General features: G+C 45.5%; 13 protein-coding genes and 1 pseudogene. 10 read left to right on the top strand and 4 right to left on the bottom strand.

Annotation, left to right across the window (positions count from 1 at the left end):
* Positions 1 to 82: 82 nt before the first annotated feature.
* Both AC1VYS_RS20935 and AC1VYS_RS20930 read right to left on the bottom strand, forming a co-directional pair.
* On the bottom strand, positions 83 to 2,734 hold the full coding sequence (locus tag AC1VYS_RS20935; protein ID WP_482911295.1) for a cation-translocating P-type ATPase: 2,652 nt from the start codon (positions 2,732 to 2,734) through the stop codon (positions 83 to 85).
* Positions 2,735 to 2,961: 227 nt separating this feature from the next.
* Positions 2,962 to 3,237: a hypothetical protein gene (locus AC1VYS_RS20930; protein ID WP_482911294.1), complete on the bottom strand. Its 276-nt coding sequence runs from the start codon at positions 3,235 to 3,237 to the stop codon at positions 2,962 to 2,964.
* Positions 3,238 to 3,460: 223 nt separating this feature from the next.
* Here AC1VYS_RS20930 and hcp point away from each other — a divergent pair, with 223 nt between their 5' ends.
* From hcp to AC1VYS_RS20880, 10 genes and pseudogenes are all read left to right on the top strand, one after another.
* Complete coding sequence (hcp, locus tag AC1VYS_RS20925; protein ID WP_482911293.1) at positions 3,461 to 4,753, top strand: hydroxylamine reductase; 1,293 nt, start codon at positions 3,461 to 3,463, stop codon at positions 4,751 to 4,753.
* Between the two features lie 297 nt (positions 4,754 to 5,050).
* Positions 5,051 to 6,664: a helix-turn-helix domain-containing protein gene (locus tag AC1VYS_RS20920; RefSeq protein WP_482934407.1), complete on the top strand. Its 1,614-nt coding sequence runs from the start codon at positions 5,051 to 5,053 to the stop codon at positions 6,662 to 6,664.
* A gap of 114 nt (positions 6,665 to 6,778) precedes the next feature.
* A pseudogene (locus AC1VYS_RS20915) lies at positions 6,779 to 7,651 on the top strand (ABC transporter substrate-binding protein); the annotation flags it as partial.
* Between the two features lie 141 nt (positions 7,652 to 7,792).
* Positions 7,793 to 8,824 (top strand): NAD(P)/FAD-dependent oxidoreductase, encoded by a 1,032-nt coding sequence (locus tag AC1VYS_RS20910; RefSeq protein ID WP_482915081.1) that lies wholly within the window; start codon positions 7,793 to 7,795, stop codon positions 8,822 to 8,824.
* 254 nt (positions 8,825 to 9,078) lie between these two features.
* The gene (locus AC1VYS_RS20905; protein WP_090915093.1) at positions 9,079 to 9,528 is read left to right on the top strand and encodes a V4R domain-containing protein; all 450 of its coding nucleotides are present in this window, start codon (positions 9,079 to 9,081) and stop codon (positions 9,526 to 9,528) included.
* A gap of 72 nt (positions 9,529 to 9,600) precedes the next feature.
* Positions 9,601 to 10,014 carry a hypothetical protein gene (locus AC1VYS_RS20900; protein WP_482911291.1) on the top strand — a complete coding sequence of 138 codons (414 nt, stop codon included), beginning with the start codon at positions 9,601 to 9,603 and terminating at the stop codon, positions 10,012 to 10,014.
* Positions 9,959 to 10,732 (top strand): HipA domain-containing protein, encoded by a 774-nt coding sequence (locus AC1VYS_RS20895; RefSeq protein WP_482934406.1) that lies wholly within the window; start codon positions 9,959 to 9,961, stop codon positions 10,730 to 10,732. Before AC1VYS_RS20900 ends, AC1VYS_RS20895 begins: the two co-directional genes overlap by 56 nt.
* Before the next feature lie 138 nt (positions 10,733 to 10,870).
* Positions 10,871 to 11,413 carry a CueP family metal-binding protein gene (locus tag AC1VYS_RS20890; RefSeq protein WP_482911289.1) on the top strand — a complete coding sequence of 181 codons (543 nt, stop codon included), beginning with the start codon at positions 10,871 to 10,873 and terminating at the stop codon, positions 11,411 to 11,413.
* A gap of 244 nt (positions 11,414 to 11,657) precedes the next feature.
* Positions 11,658 to 12,659 (top strand): ABC transporter substrate-binding protein, encoded by a 1,002-nt coding sequence (locus AC1VYS_RS20885; protein WP_482911288.1) that lies wholly within the window; start codon positions 11,658 to 11,660, stop codon positions 12,657 to 12,659.
* A 2-nt stretch (positions 12,660 to 12,661) separates the two neighbouring features.
* On the top strand, positions 12,662 to 14,710 hold the full coding sequence (locus AC1VYS_RS20880; protein ID WP_482915080.1) for an iron ABC transporter permease: 2,049 nt from the start codon (positions 12,662 to 12,664) through the stop codon (positions 14,708 to 14,710).
* A 96-nt stretch (positions 14,711 to 14,806) separates the two neighbouring features.
* Here the strand turns inward: AC1VYS_RS20880 and AC1VYS_RS20875 are convergent, their stop codons facing one another.
* Both AC1VYS_RS20875 and AC1VYS_RS20870 read right to left on the bottom strand, forming a co-directional pair.
* A complete protein-coding gene (locus AC1VYS_RS20875; protein ID WP_482911287.1) occupies positions 14,807 to 15,988 on the bottom strand; it encodes an aminotransferase class I/II-fold pyridoxal phosphate-dependent enzyme in 1,182 nt (393 codons plus the stop codon).
* A 93-nt stretch (positions 15,989 to 16,081) separates the two neighbouring features.
* Positions 16,082 to 18,154, bottom strand: coding sequence for a methyl-accepting chemotaxis protein (locus tag AC1VYS_RS20870; RefSeq protein ID WP_482911286.1), 2,073 nt, complete (start codon positions 18,152 to 18,154; stop codon positions 16,082 to 16,084).
* Positions 18,155 to 18,268 lie beyond the last annotated feature (114 nt).

The following is an 18,268-nucleotide window of genomic DNA, read 5'->3' as shown; positions in this document are numbered from 1 at the left end:
GGGCGCTGTTTGTTTATCCAATCTAGGCTGTAACGATGCAGAACATGCATAAAACCAACTGCATCGTCACAGTCTGTAATAACTAAGCCGCCGCAATTGGTTCGACGCGATTGCGAATCCACTTGATGACATCCATCAGGATGACGGCACCAAGTGCGAGTCCACCTGCGACCAGGAATTCATCCCAGCCGAAGGTATCAGGAATGGCAAAGATGCTGCGAACACCCGGAATCAGTGTAATGGCATAGAGGCAGAGACAGACCACAATCGAACCAAGCACGAGCTTGTTGGTTAGGAAGCCCACCTGGAAGATGGTCTGGGTGTTGGATCGTGCCGCAAAGGTTTGCAAACTGCGCGCCAGGATTAGTGTAGTAAATGCCATGGCGACACTCATCTCTTCCGAGATACCGAGTCCGATATACTGCGACACAATCACGGCAACGCCGATGAGCACCCCGCGGGTAATGACAGCCTGCAACGTTCCGCCTGCAAAAATACCTTCGTTAATGTCACGTGGCTTGCGCCGCATCACATCCGGTTCGGCCTTCTCCGTGCCGAGTGCAATAGCTGGCAAGGAGTCGTTAACAAGGTTAATAAACAGCAATTGTAACGCTGTGAAAGGATTGACCCAGCCGACAACCAGTGCGAAGAGGATGGCGATAATGGCGCCGAGATTACCGGCGAACAGATAGGCGATGGCCTTTTTAATATTATCAAATACCATCCGTCCAACGCTGACCGCATTCACAATGGATACAAAATTATCGTCAGTCAGGATCATCGCCGCCGCATCTTTGGCGACATCCGTTCCACTTCCCATGGCTACGCCGATATCGGCCTGTTTCAGTGCAGGAGCATCGTTGACGCCATCTCCGGTCATGGCTGCAACTTTTCCTTTGCGCTGCCATGCACGCACGATCCGAATTTTATTTTCGGGGGATACCCGTGCATAGACGGAGATATGCTCCAGCTGCCCATCCAGCTCTTCATCCGTCATCTTATCCAGCTCGGCACCGGTGATCGCGAGATCATCTTTGTTTGCCAGTCCGATATCAATACCAATAGCCTGAGCTGTAGTTTTGTGGTCACCCGTGATCATAATGGTGCGAATGCCTGCTTTTTTCGACTCCTCAATCGAGCCATAAACCGCTTCACGCGGGGGATCAATCATGGCTGTCAGGCCGACTAATGTCAGATCGGATTCGTCTTCGGGAGTGACCTCTTTTTTGTCATCAAAACGTTTGTATGCATAAGCGAGAACCCGGAAGGCACGTTTGGAGAATGCTTCATTCTTCTCTTCAAACTGCGTGCGAATCTCAGGAGTCATGGGTTGCACTTCACCATGGATAAATACATGACTACAGCGACTGAACAACACATCCGGGCCACCTTTGGTCAGCAAAGCAGTCTGTCCCTCAAAGGTATGCACCGTGCTCATGAGCTTGCGGTCCGAGTCAAACGGAAGCTCGGCTTCCCGTGGAAACTGATCCCGGATTTCGTTGTAATCCTTGTTCACGCTGTTGCTAAACGCAATGAGTGCAACTTCGGTGGGATCACCAAGCTCCTTGCCCTCCTGGTTGATGTTCGAATCATTGCAAAGTACGGCAATATGTAACAACCGACGTTCTTCTTCCGACCATTCGGCAGGATCATCGGGAAACTCGTCTTTTGTACCATGGGGAATGTAATAATCCACAACAGTCATTTTGTTTTGGGTAAGAGTACCGGTCTTATCCGTACAAATAATACTTGCTGATCCCAACGCTTCCACCGCGGGCAATCTGCGAATAATCGCATGTTGCTTGGCCATCTTGCTGGTACCAAGAGAGAGTACAATGGTGACGATGGACGAGAGAGCTTCAGGGATGGCGGCCACAGCGACGGCTACAGCAAACATCAGCGCATTGATCAGCGATGGTCCGATATTTTCGGTGCCTTCTGTCAGCCACACTCGTCCTGCTTCAATGGCAAAAATAAGAATCGACAGACCCAGGATGAAAAAGCCCAGTTTTTTGCTGAATGATTCCAGTTTGCGTTGCAGTGGTGTTTCCTTCGCCTCCGCATTTTCAATCAATTCAGCGATTTTACCGATTTCGGTTTTCAGTGCCGTACCTGTAATGACAATCGTGCCGCGACCATATACAACTAGCGATCCACTGAATGCCATATTGCGCCGATCCCCAATTCCAGCCTCTTCCGGAATCACATCCGCATGTTTTTCTGCAGCTTCGGATTCACCAGTCAGCATGCCTTCGTTGATTTTGAGACTGCCGGATTCCAGAATACGCCCGTCTGCCGGTACATAATCTCCGGCATCTAACAGAACGATATCACCTGGAACCAGTTCCCGTGCAGGAAGCGTCTGCTTCTGACCATCTCGAATGACCTTGGCCTCGGGGGCTGACATCTGGCGAAGGGCATCTAGTGAGCTTTCCGCTTTCTTGGTCTGCACCACACTAATGATAGCGTTAAGCAGAATGACGAGAAAGATGATCAAGGATTCGATCAGATGCCCAAGCACAACTTGTACAGCAGCTGCGATGAGCAGCACGATGACCATCGGATCTTTAAAATTTTCAAGGAACAGTTTCCAGATCGGTGTTGCATCTTTTCCTTTTAACTCGTTATATCCTACGGATTCTAATCTCTTCGTTGCTTCGGATGTGGAAAGACCTCTATCGGAACTTTGTACCTCCTGCAATACTTCGTCTGCACTGCGCCTGTAATGTTGCAATCGACCAGCTCCTCGGCATGTGATTTATATGTGTATTACCCGATTGGACAAAAACTAGAATCGCCAATGGATGTAGTTTTTTTCAGCATTGGATATGCAGTATGACGATGGGACTCGGCAGCATCCGTTATCTATGTCATTATTCATAATTCCAGTGATACTTATGCGTAGAGACAGTATCACTGGAATGAAAGTTTCCATTTTACAACAGGAGCTTTAATTACTCTTTAAATCAAACGGTAGCCCGGAGGCAGTTGGCCTGTACGCTGAATTCTTCGAACTTGGGCTGCCGTTAACCACTGGTTAGATGCGATCAGGGATTCAACATCCCCTCTTCTAAGAAAATCATCCAGTTCACGGATACTGCGATATCCCCGGAGAATTACAAAATTGTCACGGAAACGTGACCGATCAAACAAAACAAGCGTGGCATTGGGATTGGTAGAGAAGAATCTCAAACTTTCAATGCCTGTCAGCACGGCATCCAGATCTGCAATACCCAAGTTACCGCGATAAACTCTTCGTAAACCTCTAAAATTCTCCTGACTGTACACAGTGAGTATGATTGAATAGGAGTGATGGATTGGATAATCGTCTGTTAAAAGTACTAAAAGGGATAATATGGATGTTAGTTTACAAAACTGTGTGTAATATCACAATTGTCTACCTCCAGCTCTGTTACGCTATTTCATAACGAAGAGTTAATCTGGTTTGGAGGGAATTCATATGTTTTGTTATCAATGTGAACAGACGCCGAGTGGTGGGTGTAAAGTAATTGGGGTATGTGGTAAAAATGAAACGATTGCCAGCTTGCAGGATACAATGATCTTTGCCCTGAAAGGGATTGCGGCTTACGCAACACACGCACGGCAGCTTGGTTATACCGATCCTGAGGTGGATCGGATTACACACGAAGCTTTATATATGACGTTGACCAACTCGAACTTTAATCAACAGGAACATCTGGAGATGGCGATGAAAGTTGGTAATGCCGCTATTCGAATTATGGATGTACTGGATCGTGCCCATACCGATCGATTTGGTATTCCACAGCCGATCACGGTGAGTCAAAATCAGATTGAAGGTCATTGTATCGTCGTGACGGGTCACAATCTGTACGCCCTAGAAGAATTACTTCGTCAGACAGAAGGCAAAGGCATCAACATCTACACGCATTCCGAAATGCTGCCTGCGCATGGTTATCCGGCATTAAAGAAATATACTCATCTTAAAGGGAATATCGGTAAAGCCTGGTACGATCAGCGCAGACTGTTTGAGGAATTCCCGGGTGCCATTCTGGCAACAACCAACTGTGTTATGCCGATCAAAGGCACGTATGCAGATCGTTTCTTCTCTTATGAAGTGGCAGGACTTGAGGGAGTAACCAAGATTACAGGAGAGGATTTCTCACCTCTTATTGAGCGTGCGTTGTCATTACCTGCGGCGAACGTACAATCCGAGCAGGTGTTAACGACAGGTTATCACCATGAGACGGTGATTGGACTTGCACCGGAGATTATCCAAGCGGTCAAAGACGGACATATCCGCCGCTTCTTTGTCATCGCAGGCTGTGACGCACCGGGTAAGGGCGGTAACTATTACCGTGAACTCGCTACGTCGCTGCCGAATGATACGGTCATTCTCACCACGTCTTGTGGCAAGTTCCGTTTCAATGATGTGGATTACGGTACGGTGGGAGACACGGGCATTCCGCGGTATATCGACTTGGGTCAATGCAACAACTCCGGTTCAACTGTGAAAATCGCAATGGCTTTGGCCGACGCTTTTGGCTGCACGGTGAACGAGCTTCCTGTAAGCATTGTGCTGTCATGGTTTGAGCAAAAGGCGGTAGCAATTCTGCTCGGCCTGTTCAGCCTCGGCATTCAGGATATCCGGATTGGGCCTAAACCGCCTGAATTTATTTCGGAAGGTGTACTGGATGTGCTCGTAGACATGTTTGGTCTGAAACTGATCACAACAGCAGAAGAAGATATGAACGCAATGCTGGCTTTGTCTTAAGCAAGTGTAGTTATATGAATAGATTAGATAAAAGAGTCGTGCTCCCCGCACGGCTTTTTTGGTGTTGTTAGACAATTCCGGCTTAGGATTGCACAGAAATTGCTGTTCAGGTAGGATGAGTTCAAACAATAGCATTTGTTTAAAAACAACATGGCAGCCTGATACTGATAGACGATCTGATTACGGCTAACGTTGGATGTGAGTACGGGGAGTATGACGAATAGAATGCTTGATCAGGATTGAGCCTGCATGCGTGTAGGCTCTTTTTCAGGAGTATGATCGTGAAAGGATAAGGATATGCCTCAGAATATGGAATGGATCGCTCAGTGGAGGTCAACCAAGGCATTAAACAGTACATGGATATCCGCCGGGGAGCGGCATTACTTTGCCAGTCATAGCCTGATATTTATTCTGGATGGCAAAGCGACATGGAGTATTAATGGCCAATGTGTTCACGGCTCCTTTGGAGAATTAATTGCGCTTGAAGAGAAATCGGTTCTGGAGGTCATTGACGGAGGCGATATGGATCTGGCAGGATGGCATGTTCAGTTCGATACTTACGCTGTATTTGAGGAAGGAAGAGAAGTAGAGAAGTACGATTGGCATGTACCCTCAGGGGAAGCCTATCAGAAAGTGCAACTTCCAGGAGGAAGTCTGGCTAGCATTATTCAGCATATGAGTGAAGAAAACTCGGGTCAGGGAAGGGCGCCATGGGTTGGAAATCAGCACTTGTTATATGAACTGTTGAATAATCTCTATCAGCAAAAGCGGGATAACGAACTGAGACCGGAAGATGGTATACTCCGTTCCGTCGATTATATGCGGGAGCACTATGATCAGGTGATTACGAGGGGACAGTTGGCGCAGATCGCCGGCATTACGCCGTGGCACTATTCCCGCAAATTCAGTGAGCAATATGGTAAGTCACCCCTGGATTATCTGGCTCATTATCGGATCTATCGTGCTCAGGAAGAACTGTTATTAACTTCAGCCACCTCACAGGATATTGCTAAAAGGTCCGGGTTTGAGGATGCTCATTATTTCAGTCGTCGCTTCAAACAACTGACGGGGGAATCACCGAAACAATATAGACTGAATTTGAAGCATCGTAGAATAGTAGTGCTCTCCCCAATCTGTGCAGAGATGATGATTCATCTGGGTGTTATTCCATATGCCGTTATGGTCACTGAGATCCTGTTGTCTCCACATCAACGTGAGCAATTTATCGAGCATGGGGTGAGGCTGCTTGAGGTTACTCAATATGATATGGATCTGGAACTTGTGAGGCAAGTTCAACCAGAGATTATTGTGGGCAATAGCATGACAGAAGAGATTAAAAGAAAACTGCGCACAATTGCACCACTTTTGACAGGACTTCATCAGAACATAGAGCCTTTGCTCTATCAATTGGCAACTTGGTTCCATAAGGAAGAAGCAGCCCAAGGAATACAGTTACAATTGAAACAACAAGTTAGCGTAGCACAACAGAAGTTGCAACCCATCATTCAATCCGCCTCGACAGTTATGCTGCTAAGGGTAGAAGCTTTTGGTTACCGTTATTTGGGTGGGCACTCATACGGAATATCACAGTTGATATATGATCAGCTTGGATTAGCAATTCCGCAAGCACTGGAACAAGGTACAGCCTGGTTCAATCCTTGCTCACTTGACTTGTTGGTACAGGCCAATCCGGATTATCTGTTTGTTGAGAAACGAATGATGCAACATTTCAGTGCGGACAAGAATATGGGAAAACTGCTGGAGAGTCCTCTATGGAATGAACTGAAAGCGGTAAAAAACAACCGGGTATTCCACATAGATACTCATCTATGGGTCGACGGTCATGGCATCACGGGCCAATATCTGATTCTAAATCAGATGATCAGCAATCTGGTGGGTGCTTCTTCATAATAAGCACAATAATCCATCTGAATACGCACGATAAGCTATGGATGCAACACTTCTTATTTGATAATATTTGATAATAATTATCATTATCAATACATATAAGGGGCGAAGCATATCATGTTACGAAGTTTTAGAGGATTCGGTATCATGCTGGTGGTGATCTGCATTTTGCTGGCGGCATGTTCCAGCGGAACCAAAGAGGAGACAACAGCGGGTATATCAGGAACTCAGAGTGAGGAAGCAACAAGTACAACAAAAGTTGAACCGAATAGCAGTGAAACCAAAGTGGTGAAGGATCAGTTTGGAGAGGTGACCATCCCTGCCCATCCTCAAAATCTGGTTGTTTTTGATTCTATCTACGCCGAGTATTTAATTGAGATGGGAGTTACACCACAGATCGTGTTGTACACGCCAGAAGTTGAAGCGGAATATCGACCGGCTTATTTTAAAGAACACGGTGTTCGGACGATAGAAGTAGAACAATATCAATACAATTATGAGCAGTTGCTTGCGTTATCTCCGGATATGATTCTTACAGCCGGCGAGGGTATGGAACAGGGCGTATACGATGAATTATCCAAAATCGCTCCGACTGTGGCACTGGATGCCAATAGTGAAATGGAACGGGCGATGCCAAAATTAGCGGCCATCTTCGACAAGACTGAGGAGTCTGCTAAGGTTCTGGCCGAATTTGACCAGAAGGCTACACAGGCCAAAGATAAGATTGCAACTGCTCTGGGAGACAAGACGGTATTAGTTCTGCGTGTGGAGCATAATCGTTACCGTTTCATGGGTCCAAAAGGGGGAAGCAGCAGTGTCTTTTTCTATGAAACCCTCGGTTTGAACAGTCCGGAGGCCATTAAAGATTCTACAGATTGGTTCAGTCAGTTCTCTCTGGAATTTTTGCCTGAGTTGAATCCGGATTATATCTTCTTGGAAGACAGAACCCTCGTAGGTTATGACACGAAGAAATCCATGGAAGATCTGAAAGCAAGCCAGGTGTGGATGAATCTGAAGGCAGTGAAGAATGATCATGTTTTCCCACTGAAAACGAGTGAATTTGTATCCGGTGTGGGTCCGATCGGTTCGGTTAAAATTAATGGACTATGTTGTTGGAAAGTTGGTGCCTTAATGAATACTGAGAAGCAACTGGACATTTATGATATTACGATCGTAGGCGGTGGGCCTGCTGGAATGTACTCTGCATTCTACAGCGGAATGAGAGCCATGCGCACTAAAATCATTGAAGCCAAACAGGAACTCGGCGGATTTATGCGTACCTATCCAGAGAAGTTAATCTGGGATGTGGGGGGAATCGAGCCTGTACGTTGTGAGAAATTGATTGAATCTTTGGAGGTACAAGCGAGAACATTCGACCCCACTATTGTATTCGGCCAACAGATTGATCAGATGCATCGGCGTGAAGATGGTGTATTCGTGCTGACAACCAAGACGGGAGAGCAACATTACACACGCACCATCCTGTTATGTGCAGGTCGGGGAATGACACAGGTTCAAAAGCTGGACATTGAGGGTGCGAACCGTTATGAACTAACCAATCTGCATTACACGGTTACAGACGTTTCCCGTTTTATCGGCAAACAGGTTCTGATCTCGGGAGGTGGCGATTCTGCCATTGATTGGGCCAATGAAATAGCCAAAATTGCGAATGAAGTGATTGTGGTACACCGGCGGCATGAGTTCACTGCACATGAAACGCCAGTCGCCCAGATGAAAGCTCATGCTCAGGTCTTTACGCCCTATGGGATATCTCATTTATACGGTTCGGGTGACCGGATAAACCGTGTTGAACTCAAACATATGGAGAATGGGGAATTGAAACAGATCGACATGGATGAAGTTATCGTGAGTCATGGGTATGATCGTGACTTCGGCAATCTGGTACAGTGGGGACTCGAACGTGAAGATTATGGGGTGAGTGTTGATGCGCGCATGCGTACCAACATTCCAGGTGTGTTTGGAGCCGGTGACTTTATAACTTATGGAAGCAAAGTGCGACTGATCGCAGGAGCCTTTAACGATGCAGTGCTTGCAGTTAACAGTGCCAAGATGTATCTGGAACCTGCAGCATCCGATATGGCGGGTGTGTCTTCTCATAATGCCCGGTTCTTTGAGAAAAACAAAGCTATTACCAGCAGATAGACAGGCCAATGTATCTGTCAGGAATAGGAGAGAGTGCGAGATTCATAGGATGAAAGTCAATATCCTTGCCAGCCACCCGAGAAGTTCTTGGTGTGGTTGGCAAGGTTTTTTTGATGTGTTTCAAGTTATATTGGCCAGTTAAATGCGGGATTGCAAGATTAGGCGAATCGCCTGTTTTATTGATTGGAATCAAGGAAAGGGAAATATTTTTCTGTCATTATGGAATAATCAATCATCCATGGGGGGTCGCAACGATGTTGGAATATACATTTGAGGATATGAGAAAGATGAATCGTGATAAGTTGGGAAATATGGTGCCGCTGGAACTGTTTCGCACGATTAGGTTAATTGGATTAAATCAGGGTTTGCCGATGGGCGGCAAAGGCACCACACTTACCATTGGACGTAAAATTGGAGAGAATCTGCCTGTACATACGGTCGAGGAATTATTGCAAATGTTTGAAGAACTGCGGATTGGTATTCCTCGGGTAATAGAAAGAAATGAGCATAAGATCATAGTTGCTGTGGATGACTGTTTCTGTAAAGGACTGCCTACACTTGAAGATGAGAAAATGGTATGTGATCTGGAGGGGGCAATTCTCGAAGGGGCACTTACCAAGATGATGAAACGAAGGGTGACTGTAAAAGAAACCAAGTGTAACGTAAGCGGTCATGAACATTGCGAATACGAGATCAAGCTGTAATTACATGATATAATTATTGCAAGATGGCTTATAGAGAATTTAAGAAATTTAATTTGCACGGGAGGTAGCGATATGAAAAATATAAGACATTTAATATCTCCTCCTCTTGAGTTTGAGGTTTTGGAGCATGACGATGTAATTGCAAAAGTGAATGTCGATTATGTTAATCAAAAAGTTGAAGTATGGCAAGATGAAAATGTCTCTCCTGTTTTCTTGCCTTTTCCCAATAAGCAACAGATCAGTGTAGGGGATGTGTTGGATTACTTTGAATCCAGATGTTTTCCTCGAACCAGACATCATGCTGATCAGATTCTGCAATCGCTAGGACTGAAAGAATACGTTGCTTCAGACATTGTAAAACAAACACATGGTGTATTGTATGATGACTATATCTGGATTAGATTTTCTAATGAGGAGTTGTCTTGTGCCGATGTCCATCCCCGTTTTGCAAGTGAGCAAGGATTTACGACAGACATTTGTGAGTAGCAGTAAGGGTGACCAGTTGAAATGGAAAATTGAAAACAAGTGGGGGAAAGCAGATAAATTTGGTTATGAAGGATTAGCAGAGTGGGTAGCTTTTGAGTTAATCAGTCGATCAAATATTCCCCTTCAACTCAGGGTACCTTATAAAAGATGTGTTTTGGTTGAAAATGGGATTAGCTATCAAGGATGTTATTCAGAAGATTTTCTTCTCCCAGGTGAAAGTATTATAACGTTACATCGTATATTGGAAAGTTACGGTGTTAAATTCGATGAGTTGCAACAAGGTCGAGGGACAAGAGATTCTGTACTTTTATTGATTGAATTTCTAAAAAGTGTATTAAAAATAGATACATTAGAGTACTTTTCAATGATGCTGCCATTGGATGCAATTTTATTAAATGAAGACAGACATTTGAATAACATTGCTTTTATACATGGAACTAAAGGATACAGATTGTGTCCACTTTTTGATCATGGTCTAAGCCTTCTTTCAGATACATCTGACTATCCGCTCCACATGCCTACGAGTGTTGCATTACGTAAAGTTAAAGCAAAACCGTTTAGCAGTGACTTTTCAAAACAAGCACGTGCACTGGAGACCAGCATTCAATTCAATCGAATCTCTGTGATGGAATTCATTGAAGAACATGATAACGAACTGGGAAGAATTGCACAGATTTTGAAATCACAGATCAAAAAGTATGATCACTTGTTCGTTTAAATGCTGTATATTTAGTAACCAATTTTCGAACTCGATCAAAGAACCAAAAATGTGAATATATGGTGAAATAATCTATTGAATTCGTCCGGTATATCTCCTTTTCTTATATAATTAAAACAATAAGAAAGGAGTTGCCAAATGAAAAAATCGTTATGGATTATTGCCAGTGTGGCACTTGTAGTCGTACTCGGAACATACTTGATCGCCAATACAGTAGGCCAAAAGAAGACCGAACAGGCGGATGCACCGGATATCCGAAAGCTGGTTAAAGATATCAGTACAGGCCTAGAAACACCGCAGTCTGCTTCCATCAGTGCCACAACGTTAAACGTGACAGATTCAGGAAACCAGGAAACGTCCTACGATTTGCCGGAAGATGAGTTTTTCCTCTCCATTGCTCCTTATGTAGAACAGACACATCCCTGTGAGATTCATAGTTTAACGGGGTGCCAAGGAGAGATGGCAAATGAACAATTCAGTGTGACGATTCATGATTCCAATGGCAACACTTTGATGAAAGATGAAGTGTTGAAGTCCGGTGCCAACGGATTTATGGACTTTTGGGTGCCACGAGACAGAACATATCTAATCCGTATTGTTCAGGGCGGAAAGGTAGCTGAAACACAATTATCTACATACAAAACGGATCAGACCTGCATCACGACCATGCAGTTAATCTAAGCAGAGGTTCAAAACCTAGCAAACATTAAGCAAAGAATAGGCAGAAACAACGTACAAATTGATGCTATAAAGGTACAATAAAGAAGAGGAAAGGCTGCCCCAAGGGTCATGTCTTTCCTTTTTCTATTGGTAATCAATCATGAATGTGAAAATTATGAGGCAACGTTGACAAAAAAGAAGTTCATAGGTGATAATGATAATTGTTATCATATAAATACATACAAACATAGAGGAGATTAGAGATATGAAAAAAGGGTTACATGCACTTTTGATCATGATGGCATTTGTTTTGGTTCTGGCGGGATGTGGTAAAAATGCCACAACAACAGAACCAACTAAAAATACGGTTTCGGGCGGTGCTCCTGCTGAAGAGTCTGCTGGTCCGGTTACCGTGCAAGATAATCGTGGGGAATTTACACTGGACAAGCCTGCTAAACGTGTCGTGACACTGGAATGGACATACACAGAGGATGTTGTTGCTTTAGGAGTCCAGCCTGTCGGTAACGCAGATAATGCCAATTATAAAGTTTATGTAACGGATCAAGCTGCTCTGGATGATAGTGTTACAGATATCGGAACACGCAGTGAGCCGAATATGGAGGCTATTGCAGCACTCAAGCCGGATCTCATCATCGCCAACGCAGACAACAATTCGAACGTGTATGATCAGTTGAAAGCTATTGCTCCAACACTGGAGTTTGATCCATATAACGGCGATGGTTATAACTATGACAAAATGACGACCATTTTTAATACAATTGCAACAGCTCTGGGCAAAGAAGATAAAGCAAAAGAAGTGCTGAGCAATCTGGATCAGCATTATGCAGAAGCCAAAGAAAAGCTGGCTGCCGCTGGAAAAGAAAATTTCCACTTTGTACTGACACAGGCATTCACGTATCAAAATGCAGCTTCCCTGCGTATGTTCAGCGACAATTCGGTTGTAGCGGGTACCTTGAACAAAATTGGGTTGGTGAATGATTGGCAGCCGGACAAACTTGAAAACTACGGTTTCTCCACGGTAGGTATTGAATCTTTATCCAAAGTACAGGACAGCAATTTTATCTATATTACACAGCCAGACGATGATGTATTTGGCACAGCGATGAAAGATAATTCCGTTTGGAAGGGTCTGAACTTTGTGAAGGAAAAGCGTACGTATCAATTGGGAAGTACGACATGGACATTTGGCGGCCCGATTTCTTCCAAAGTACTGGTTGACGGTGTAGTTGAGGCGATTACCAAATGAGTCTGACTCAACAAGGAACGAAGCCAGCCACGAACTGGCGTATGATAAGCATCTATGGGGGCGGTCTAACCGCCCTTATCGTGCTTTTTTTTGTAAGTCTGTGTTATGGGGAAGCGGCCATATCATTGCATGATGTTTGGGGCGCGCTTACAAACAGACAGGGTACGCTCGAACATAATATGGTATGGGATCTGCGTATGCCGCGTACGGTGATCGGTATTCTAGCAGGGGGCGCACTGGCTGTTGCCGGGGCGTTGTTGCAGACCATTACCCGCAACCCGCTTGCAGCCTCAGACACACTTGGAATTAATGCAGGGGCTTATTTTGTAGTGGTGTTAGGTGCCATTCTTTTTCCAGGTGTATTGAGCCAGTCACCGTTTCTTTTTGCTGCTATGGGTGGATTGGTTGCAGCGTTCGCAGCTTATTTTATGGGCGGCGGTCGTACGTCAACGCCGGTACGGCTTGCGTTATCAGGAATGATCGTGTCCATGGTGCTTGGTTCATTTACAAGTGCATTGCATATTTTTTTCTCTATGGAAACTCAGGGCTTATTTCTATGGGGCTCAGGAACCCTGGTCCAGAATGACTGGACCGGTGTGAACTACGTCTGGCCTTGGGTCACAGGTGTAACGCTGCTGGCTCTGATTTTGTCCAAACAGTGGGATATGCTGGAGCTGGATGAATCGACCGCCTCTTCTTTGGGTCAGAGAGTTGGACTTGCTCGAACAGGTGGACTAATCATTGCCGTCATTCTGGCTGCAGTGATCGTCAGCGTCATCGGACCGATTGGCTTTGTCGGTCTGGTCGCTCCACATTTGGTTCGCCTAAGCGGAGTTCGCTCCAATCGGCTTTTGATTCCGGGTGTATTCATCTGGGGGGCAGCGTTGCTGGTAGGAGCAGATGTCCTTGCCAAAATGATACACAACTCCAGTATGGAATTGCCAACCGGTGCCGTGATGGCGATCATTGGTGCACCGTGGCTTATCTGGCTTGTGCTGACTCGCATGAAAGCAGGAAATGGTGCTGGCATGACGACATCGATGAGTACCGGTGGGCGCGTACGCCGTTTTACCTTCACACCTATGGCTATTCTGTTTTCTGCCATTACGATCCTATTGTTGTTCCTCAGTACGATGTTCGGTGGAATGCGTATTCCACTGGCCGATCTGCTACCGAGTTTGTTCCAGTCGGATGGGTTATTCTCTGGAATTGTGCATCTTCGAATTCCTCGTACCTTGGTGGCCGCAGGGGCAGGGGCAGCTCTTGCGATCAGTGGGGTACTGATCCAGATGGCCGTTCGTAATCCACTGGCTGATGCATCGATTGTAGGAGTATCTTCCGGTGCAGGGCTTGGTGCCATGATGGTATTCATCCTGTGGCCTGGGTTACCGATGTATGTATTGCCTGTTGCAGCTATTATAGGTGCCGCCATTGCCGCTGCGGTTGTATTCTCGCTTTCTTGGAAAAAAGGATTGAATCCTTCCGCCGTTGTATTGCTGGGCATTGCCATGTCGGCCATTGCTGGCGCAGGTATACAGATTCTGATTGTACGCGGTGCCGTGTACGGTAGCAGCGGTTATATCTGGCTGACAGGTAGCACATATGCCCGTACTTGGGATCAAGTCAAAGTGATCGGGATATTCCTGCTCATTTTGGTGCCAGTGGCCTGGTGGCTTGCTCGCAAGTTTGAACTGCTTGTCTTTGACGACAATAGCGCTTCCGGGCTTGGGGTGAATGTACGTCGCACTCGCTTGCTGGCAATGACTGTGGGAGTACTGCTCGCGGCTGGCGCGGTCGCTTGTGTGGGAACGGTTGGATTTATCGGTCTGATTGCACCACATATGGTTCGTTTGCTGACTGGACATAAACTGAGGCAGTCGATGTTTCTGTCCGCGCTGGCTGGAGCCGTGATGCTGGTACTCGCAGATACGATTGGCAGAACGGTGATGGCTCCAACGGAAATTCCGTCAGGCATTCTCATTGCGATCATTGGTACACCATATTTCCTGTATCTGATGTACCGTTCAAACTGGCGCAAAGCGATGAAGTGAAAATTGAACTAAAAAGCACCAAACCCGAATCAGAAGGGTTTGGTGCTTTTACTTTTGTTTCAAAAAATCTGTATTACTTACTACTTTAAAGGCTGATCAGCCTAACTTTTCAGGAATGAGCATACCGCTCGCTTCAACATAGTGAAGGGCTTGTTGCAGTTGCTCTAAATCCTGTACCAGCGCAAACCGCACGTATCCTTCACCTGAAGGCCCGAAGGCACTACCTGGTGTAACAATGACTCCTGCCCGTGTAACGAGATCTGTAGCGAATTGCTCTGATGAGTCATAGTGCGCGGGAATCCGTGTCCAGATGAACATCGTAGCTTCCGGTTTGCTGATTGGCCAGCCCAGTTTGGCGAAGCCTTCGCACAGCATGTCCCGTCGTTCCTCATAGATGGATCTTACCCGCTCTACATCACTCTGATCTCCTGTAATGGCGGCAATAGCTGCCTTCTGAATCGGGATAAACATGCCGTAATCCATATTGGATTTCAGCTTTTTCAGCATGGAGACAATCGCCTTGTTTCCCATACAAAAACCGATTCGTGCTCCAGCCAGTCCGTACGTTTTGGATAGGGAATTGAATTCAATTCCAACTTCCATAGCACCGGGATAGGCTAGAAAACTGCCACATGTTTTCTGGTCAAACACAAGCTCGCTATACGCGTTATCATGCAATACGATAATATCGTATTTCTTGGCAAAAGCGATCAAATCCTCGTAAAAGGAGTCCGGAGCCATCGCTGTTGTTGGATTGTTCGGATACGATACAAGCATGAACTTAGCCCGTTCGGCTACTGCCTCAGGGATGTCTTGCAATTGGATAACATAATGATGTTCCTCTTTTTGAGGCATATAATATAGTTCAGCCCCAGCCAAAAGGGGGCCATCTGCAAACACCGGATAACAGGGATCAGGTACCAGAACGAGATCACCTTCATCGACAATCGAGAGGGAGATGTGCGCAAGTCCTTCCTGCGAGCCGAGCAACGAGCAGATTTCTGTCGCCGGGTTCAACTCGACTTGATATCGATTCCTGTACCAGTCACTTGCCGCCTGAAGCAGTTCCTTCTGATCGTTAACTGCGTAGATATAGTTGGCCGGATCAGCAGCCGCTTCACCGAGTGCTTTCATAATGTGCGGAGCCGGTGGGATATTGGGTGTTCCGACGCTAAGATCGATGACAGGTTGCCCGTTGTCCAGCCGGCGGCGCTTTATGTCCAGCAATTTGGTGAAGATGCCTTCACTAAAGTGATCCATTCGTTTTGCAAATCTCATGATAAGTCCATCAGCCTCCAGTGCTCTTCGTACGCATGTATTTAATAATAAATGGATCGCGTACAAAAGAGAAGAGCAGGAGGGGAGTACAGCTTATTCCACTTTAAAATGACTCAATTCTTCCTGCAGTTTAGCGGACAGTTGATTCAACTGATTGGACAGATCGGCCACTTGTTGAATACTTTCCAGTTGTTCCTGTGTGCTTGCGCTAACTTCTTCCGTGGAGGCAGAGTTCTCTTCCGTAGTGGAGGAGATAATCTCCAGCGCCTGGAAAATCTCATCTTTATGCTGATGCACACTGGCAGTACTATTGGTGATTTGTGCCATACGTAGCTTAAGTTCTTCCAAATCTTGATTGATGCTGTAGAACACTTGCTTAGTGTCTTCTACAGACTTCGTGTTCTCTTCCGCAATCTTCATTCCTCGCATCGTGTGTTCCACCGAAAGGGAAGTTTTCTCTTCAATGATACTTACTTTTTTGTTAATTTCCTCTGTAGCCAGTGCAGTTTGTTCTGCCAGCTTACGCACTTCTTCTGCAACGACAGCGAATCCTCTGCCATGTTCCCCGGCGCGTGCAGCTTCAATAGAAGCGTTAAGCGCAAGCAAATTGGTCTGAGAAGCAATTTGCTTCACCGTATCCACAAAACTGGAAATTTCATTCCGGCTCTGATCAATCTCTTGAATAATGGAAGAAATGGATTGAGTAGAACTGTGGTTCTCCGCTGACCATTTGGACAGTTGCTCTACAACCGCAAGTCCTTGACCGCTTTGATCAACAGAGGTCTGTACCATAGATCCCATCGCCTGTGCATCAGCAGCGATTTCATCAATTTGGCTCGATAATGAGCTTGTTTTACGTAAAATATTTTCCGTTTCAATCGACTGATAATTGGTTGCATTGGCAATTTCATTGATCGCCGTAGATGTATCGTTCATGGTTACAGCGGTTCTGGATGATATCGACTGCAAGTCATTGGATGAATGATTCAGCACTTGAGCTGAATTGCCAACGATTTGCAACATGCTTTGAATTTTCTGCACCATGGAATTCAGGCCAGTGGCGATCTGTCCAATTTCATTATTGGATTTGATATCCAGTGTAACTGTCAAATCACCTTGTTCAATCTGCTTGATTTTACCCAATAGCTGCGGGATGGTGCGCAACAGACGACGCAGAGTAATGTAGCTGATAATGACTAGAAGAATTGTAGCTGCAGCAAACCCGCCAAGGGTAAGCCATGTGAATGTCCTAAGTTCTGATAAAACTTCTTTCTCCGAAATGGTGAGACCTACGGACCAGCCTGTATCCTTGCTTGTAGCATACCCGATGTAACGACGTTCCCCATTATCGTTTATAAGTTGGATGCCAGATTCACCAGCCATCATTTTTTTACCAACTTCACCCAGATCACCAGTAGTTTTCAGGATGTTCTCCTTCAACACTTTACTCTCATCCGGATGATACAGAATATCCCCATTCTTGGATAACAATATGGAATAACCTGTGTCCCCCAATGAGTAGCTCTCCATAATACTCGGGATATTACTAAACAAAATATCTGCCGCGGCAAAGCCAATCATGTTGTTGTTATCATCCTTAATTGGATAAAAAATGCCCATAAGTACTTTGCCTGCCGAGATGTCAATGTACGGATCAGAGAAATAAAGCCCATCAGCGTCTTTTACCGGCTGGTAGTAAGGACGTGCCTGAATATCGAAATCCGGTGCGGAAACAACTCCGTCATTTTGTAACCAGAAGCCTTTTCCATCCATGCCGGCAATCCAGGCATCATTGAATGAAGGTTCTGCTTCCACAATCTTAGCCAGTGTATCTCTTGTTTCAGCAGCATAAGTAGAAGTGGCTGCTTCTGCAGCTGATTTCGTTGTTTCTATGTATTGCCTGAATAATTTGTTAGTGGACATTTGTTTGACCAGTGAGCCTTTTTCTTTAAACAGTGCATCGAACTCACTGACGATGGCTTGTGTTTTGGTCTGGAGCATGGATTCCTGCTGTTTAACCAGAATGTTTCTTGTGCTTGTGAACATGAATGTTCCCAGTACAGCGAATACGACAACAATGATAATGAGCAGTACAGCAGCCAGAGTGTTGGCCATACTGGAAGTACGTGCTCCTCTGTTCCCCCGCTTTTTAAAAATGTTTGACATGTTCCATCTCCCCAGGTTTTTAATACGAAGTTCAAAACTTCTGAGTTATATGTCGGCATATAATATAGATTTGTGTATATTTTTGTCGAATTAAAAAAGAATTAAGAAAACTCC

This window comes from Paenibacillus sp. G34 (genome assembly GCF_056856875.1).
Note: the sequence above shows the minus strand (reverse complement) of the source record. Positions and strands in the feature narration are given on the sequence as shown.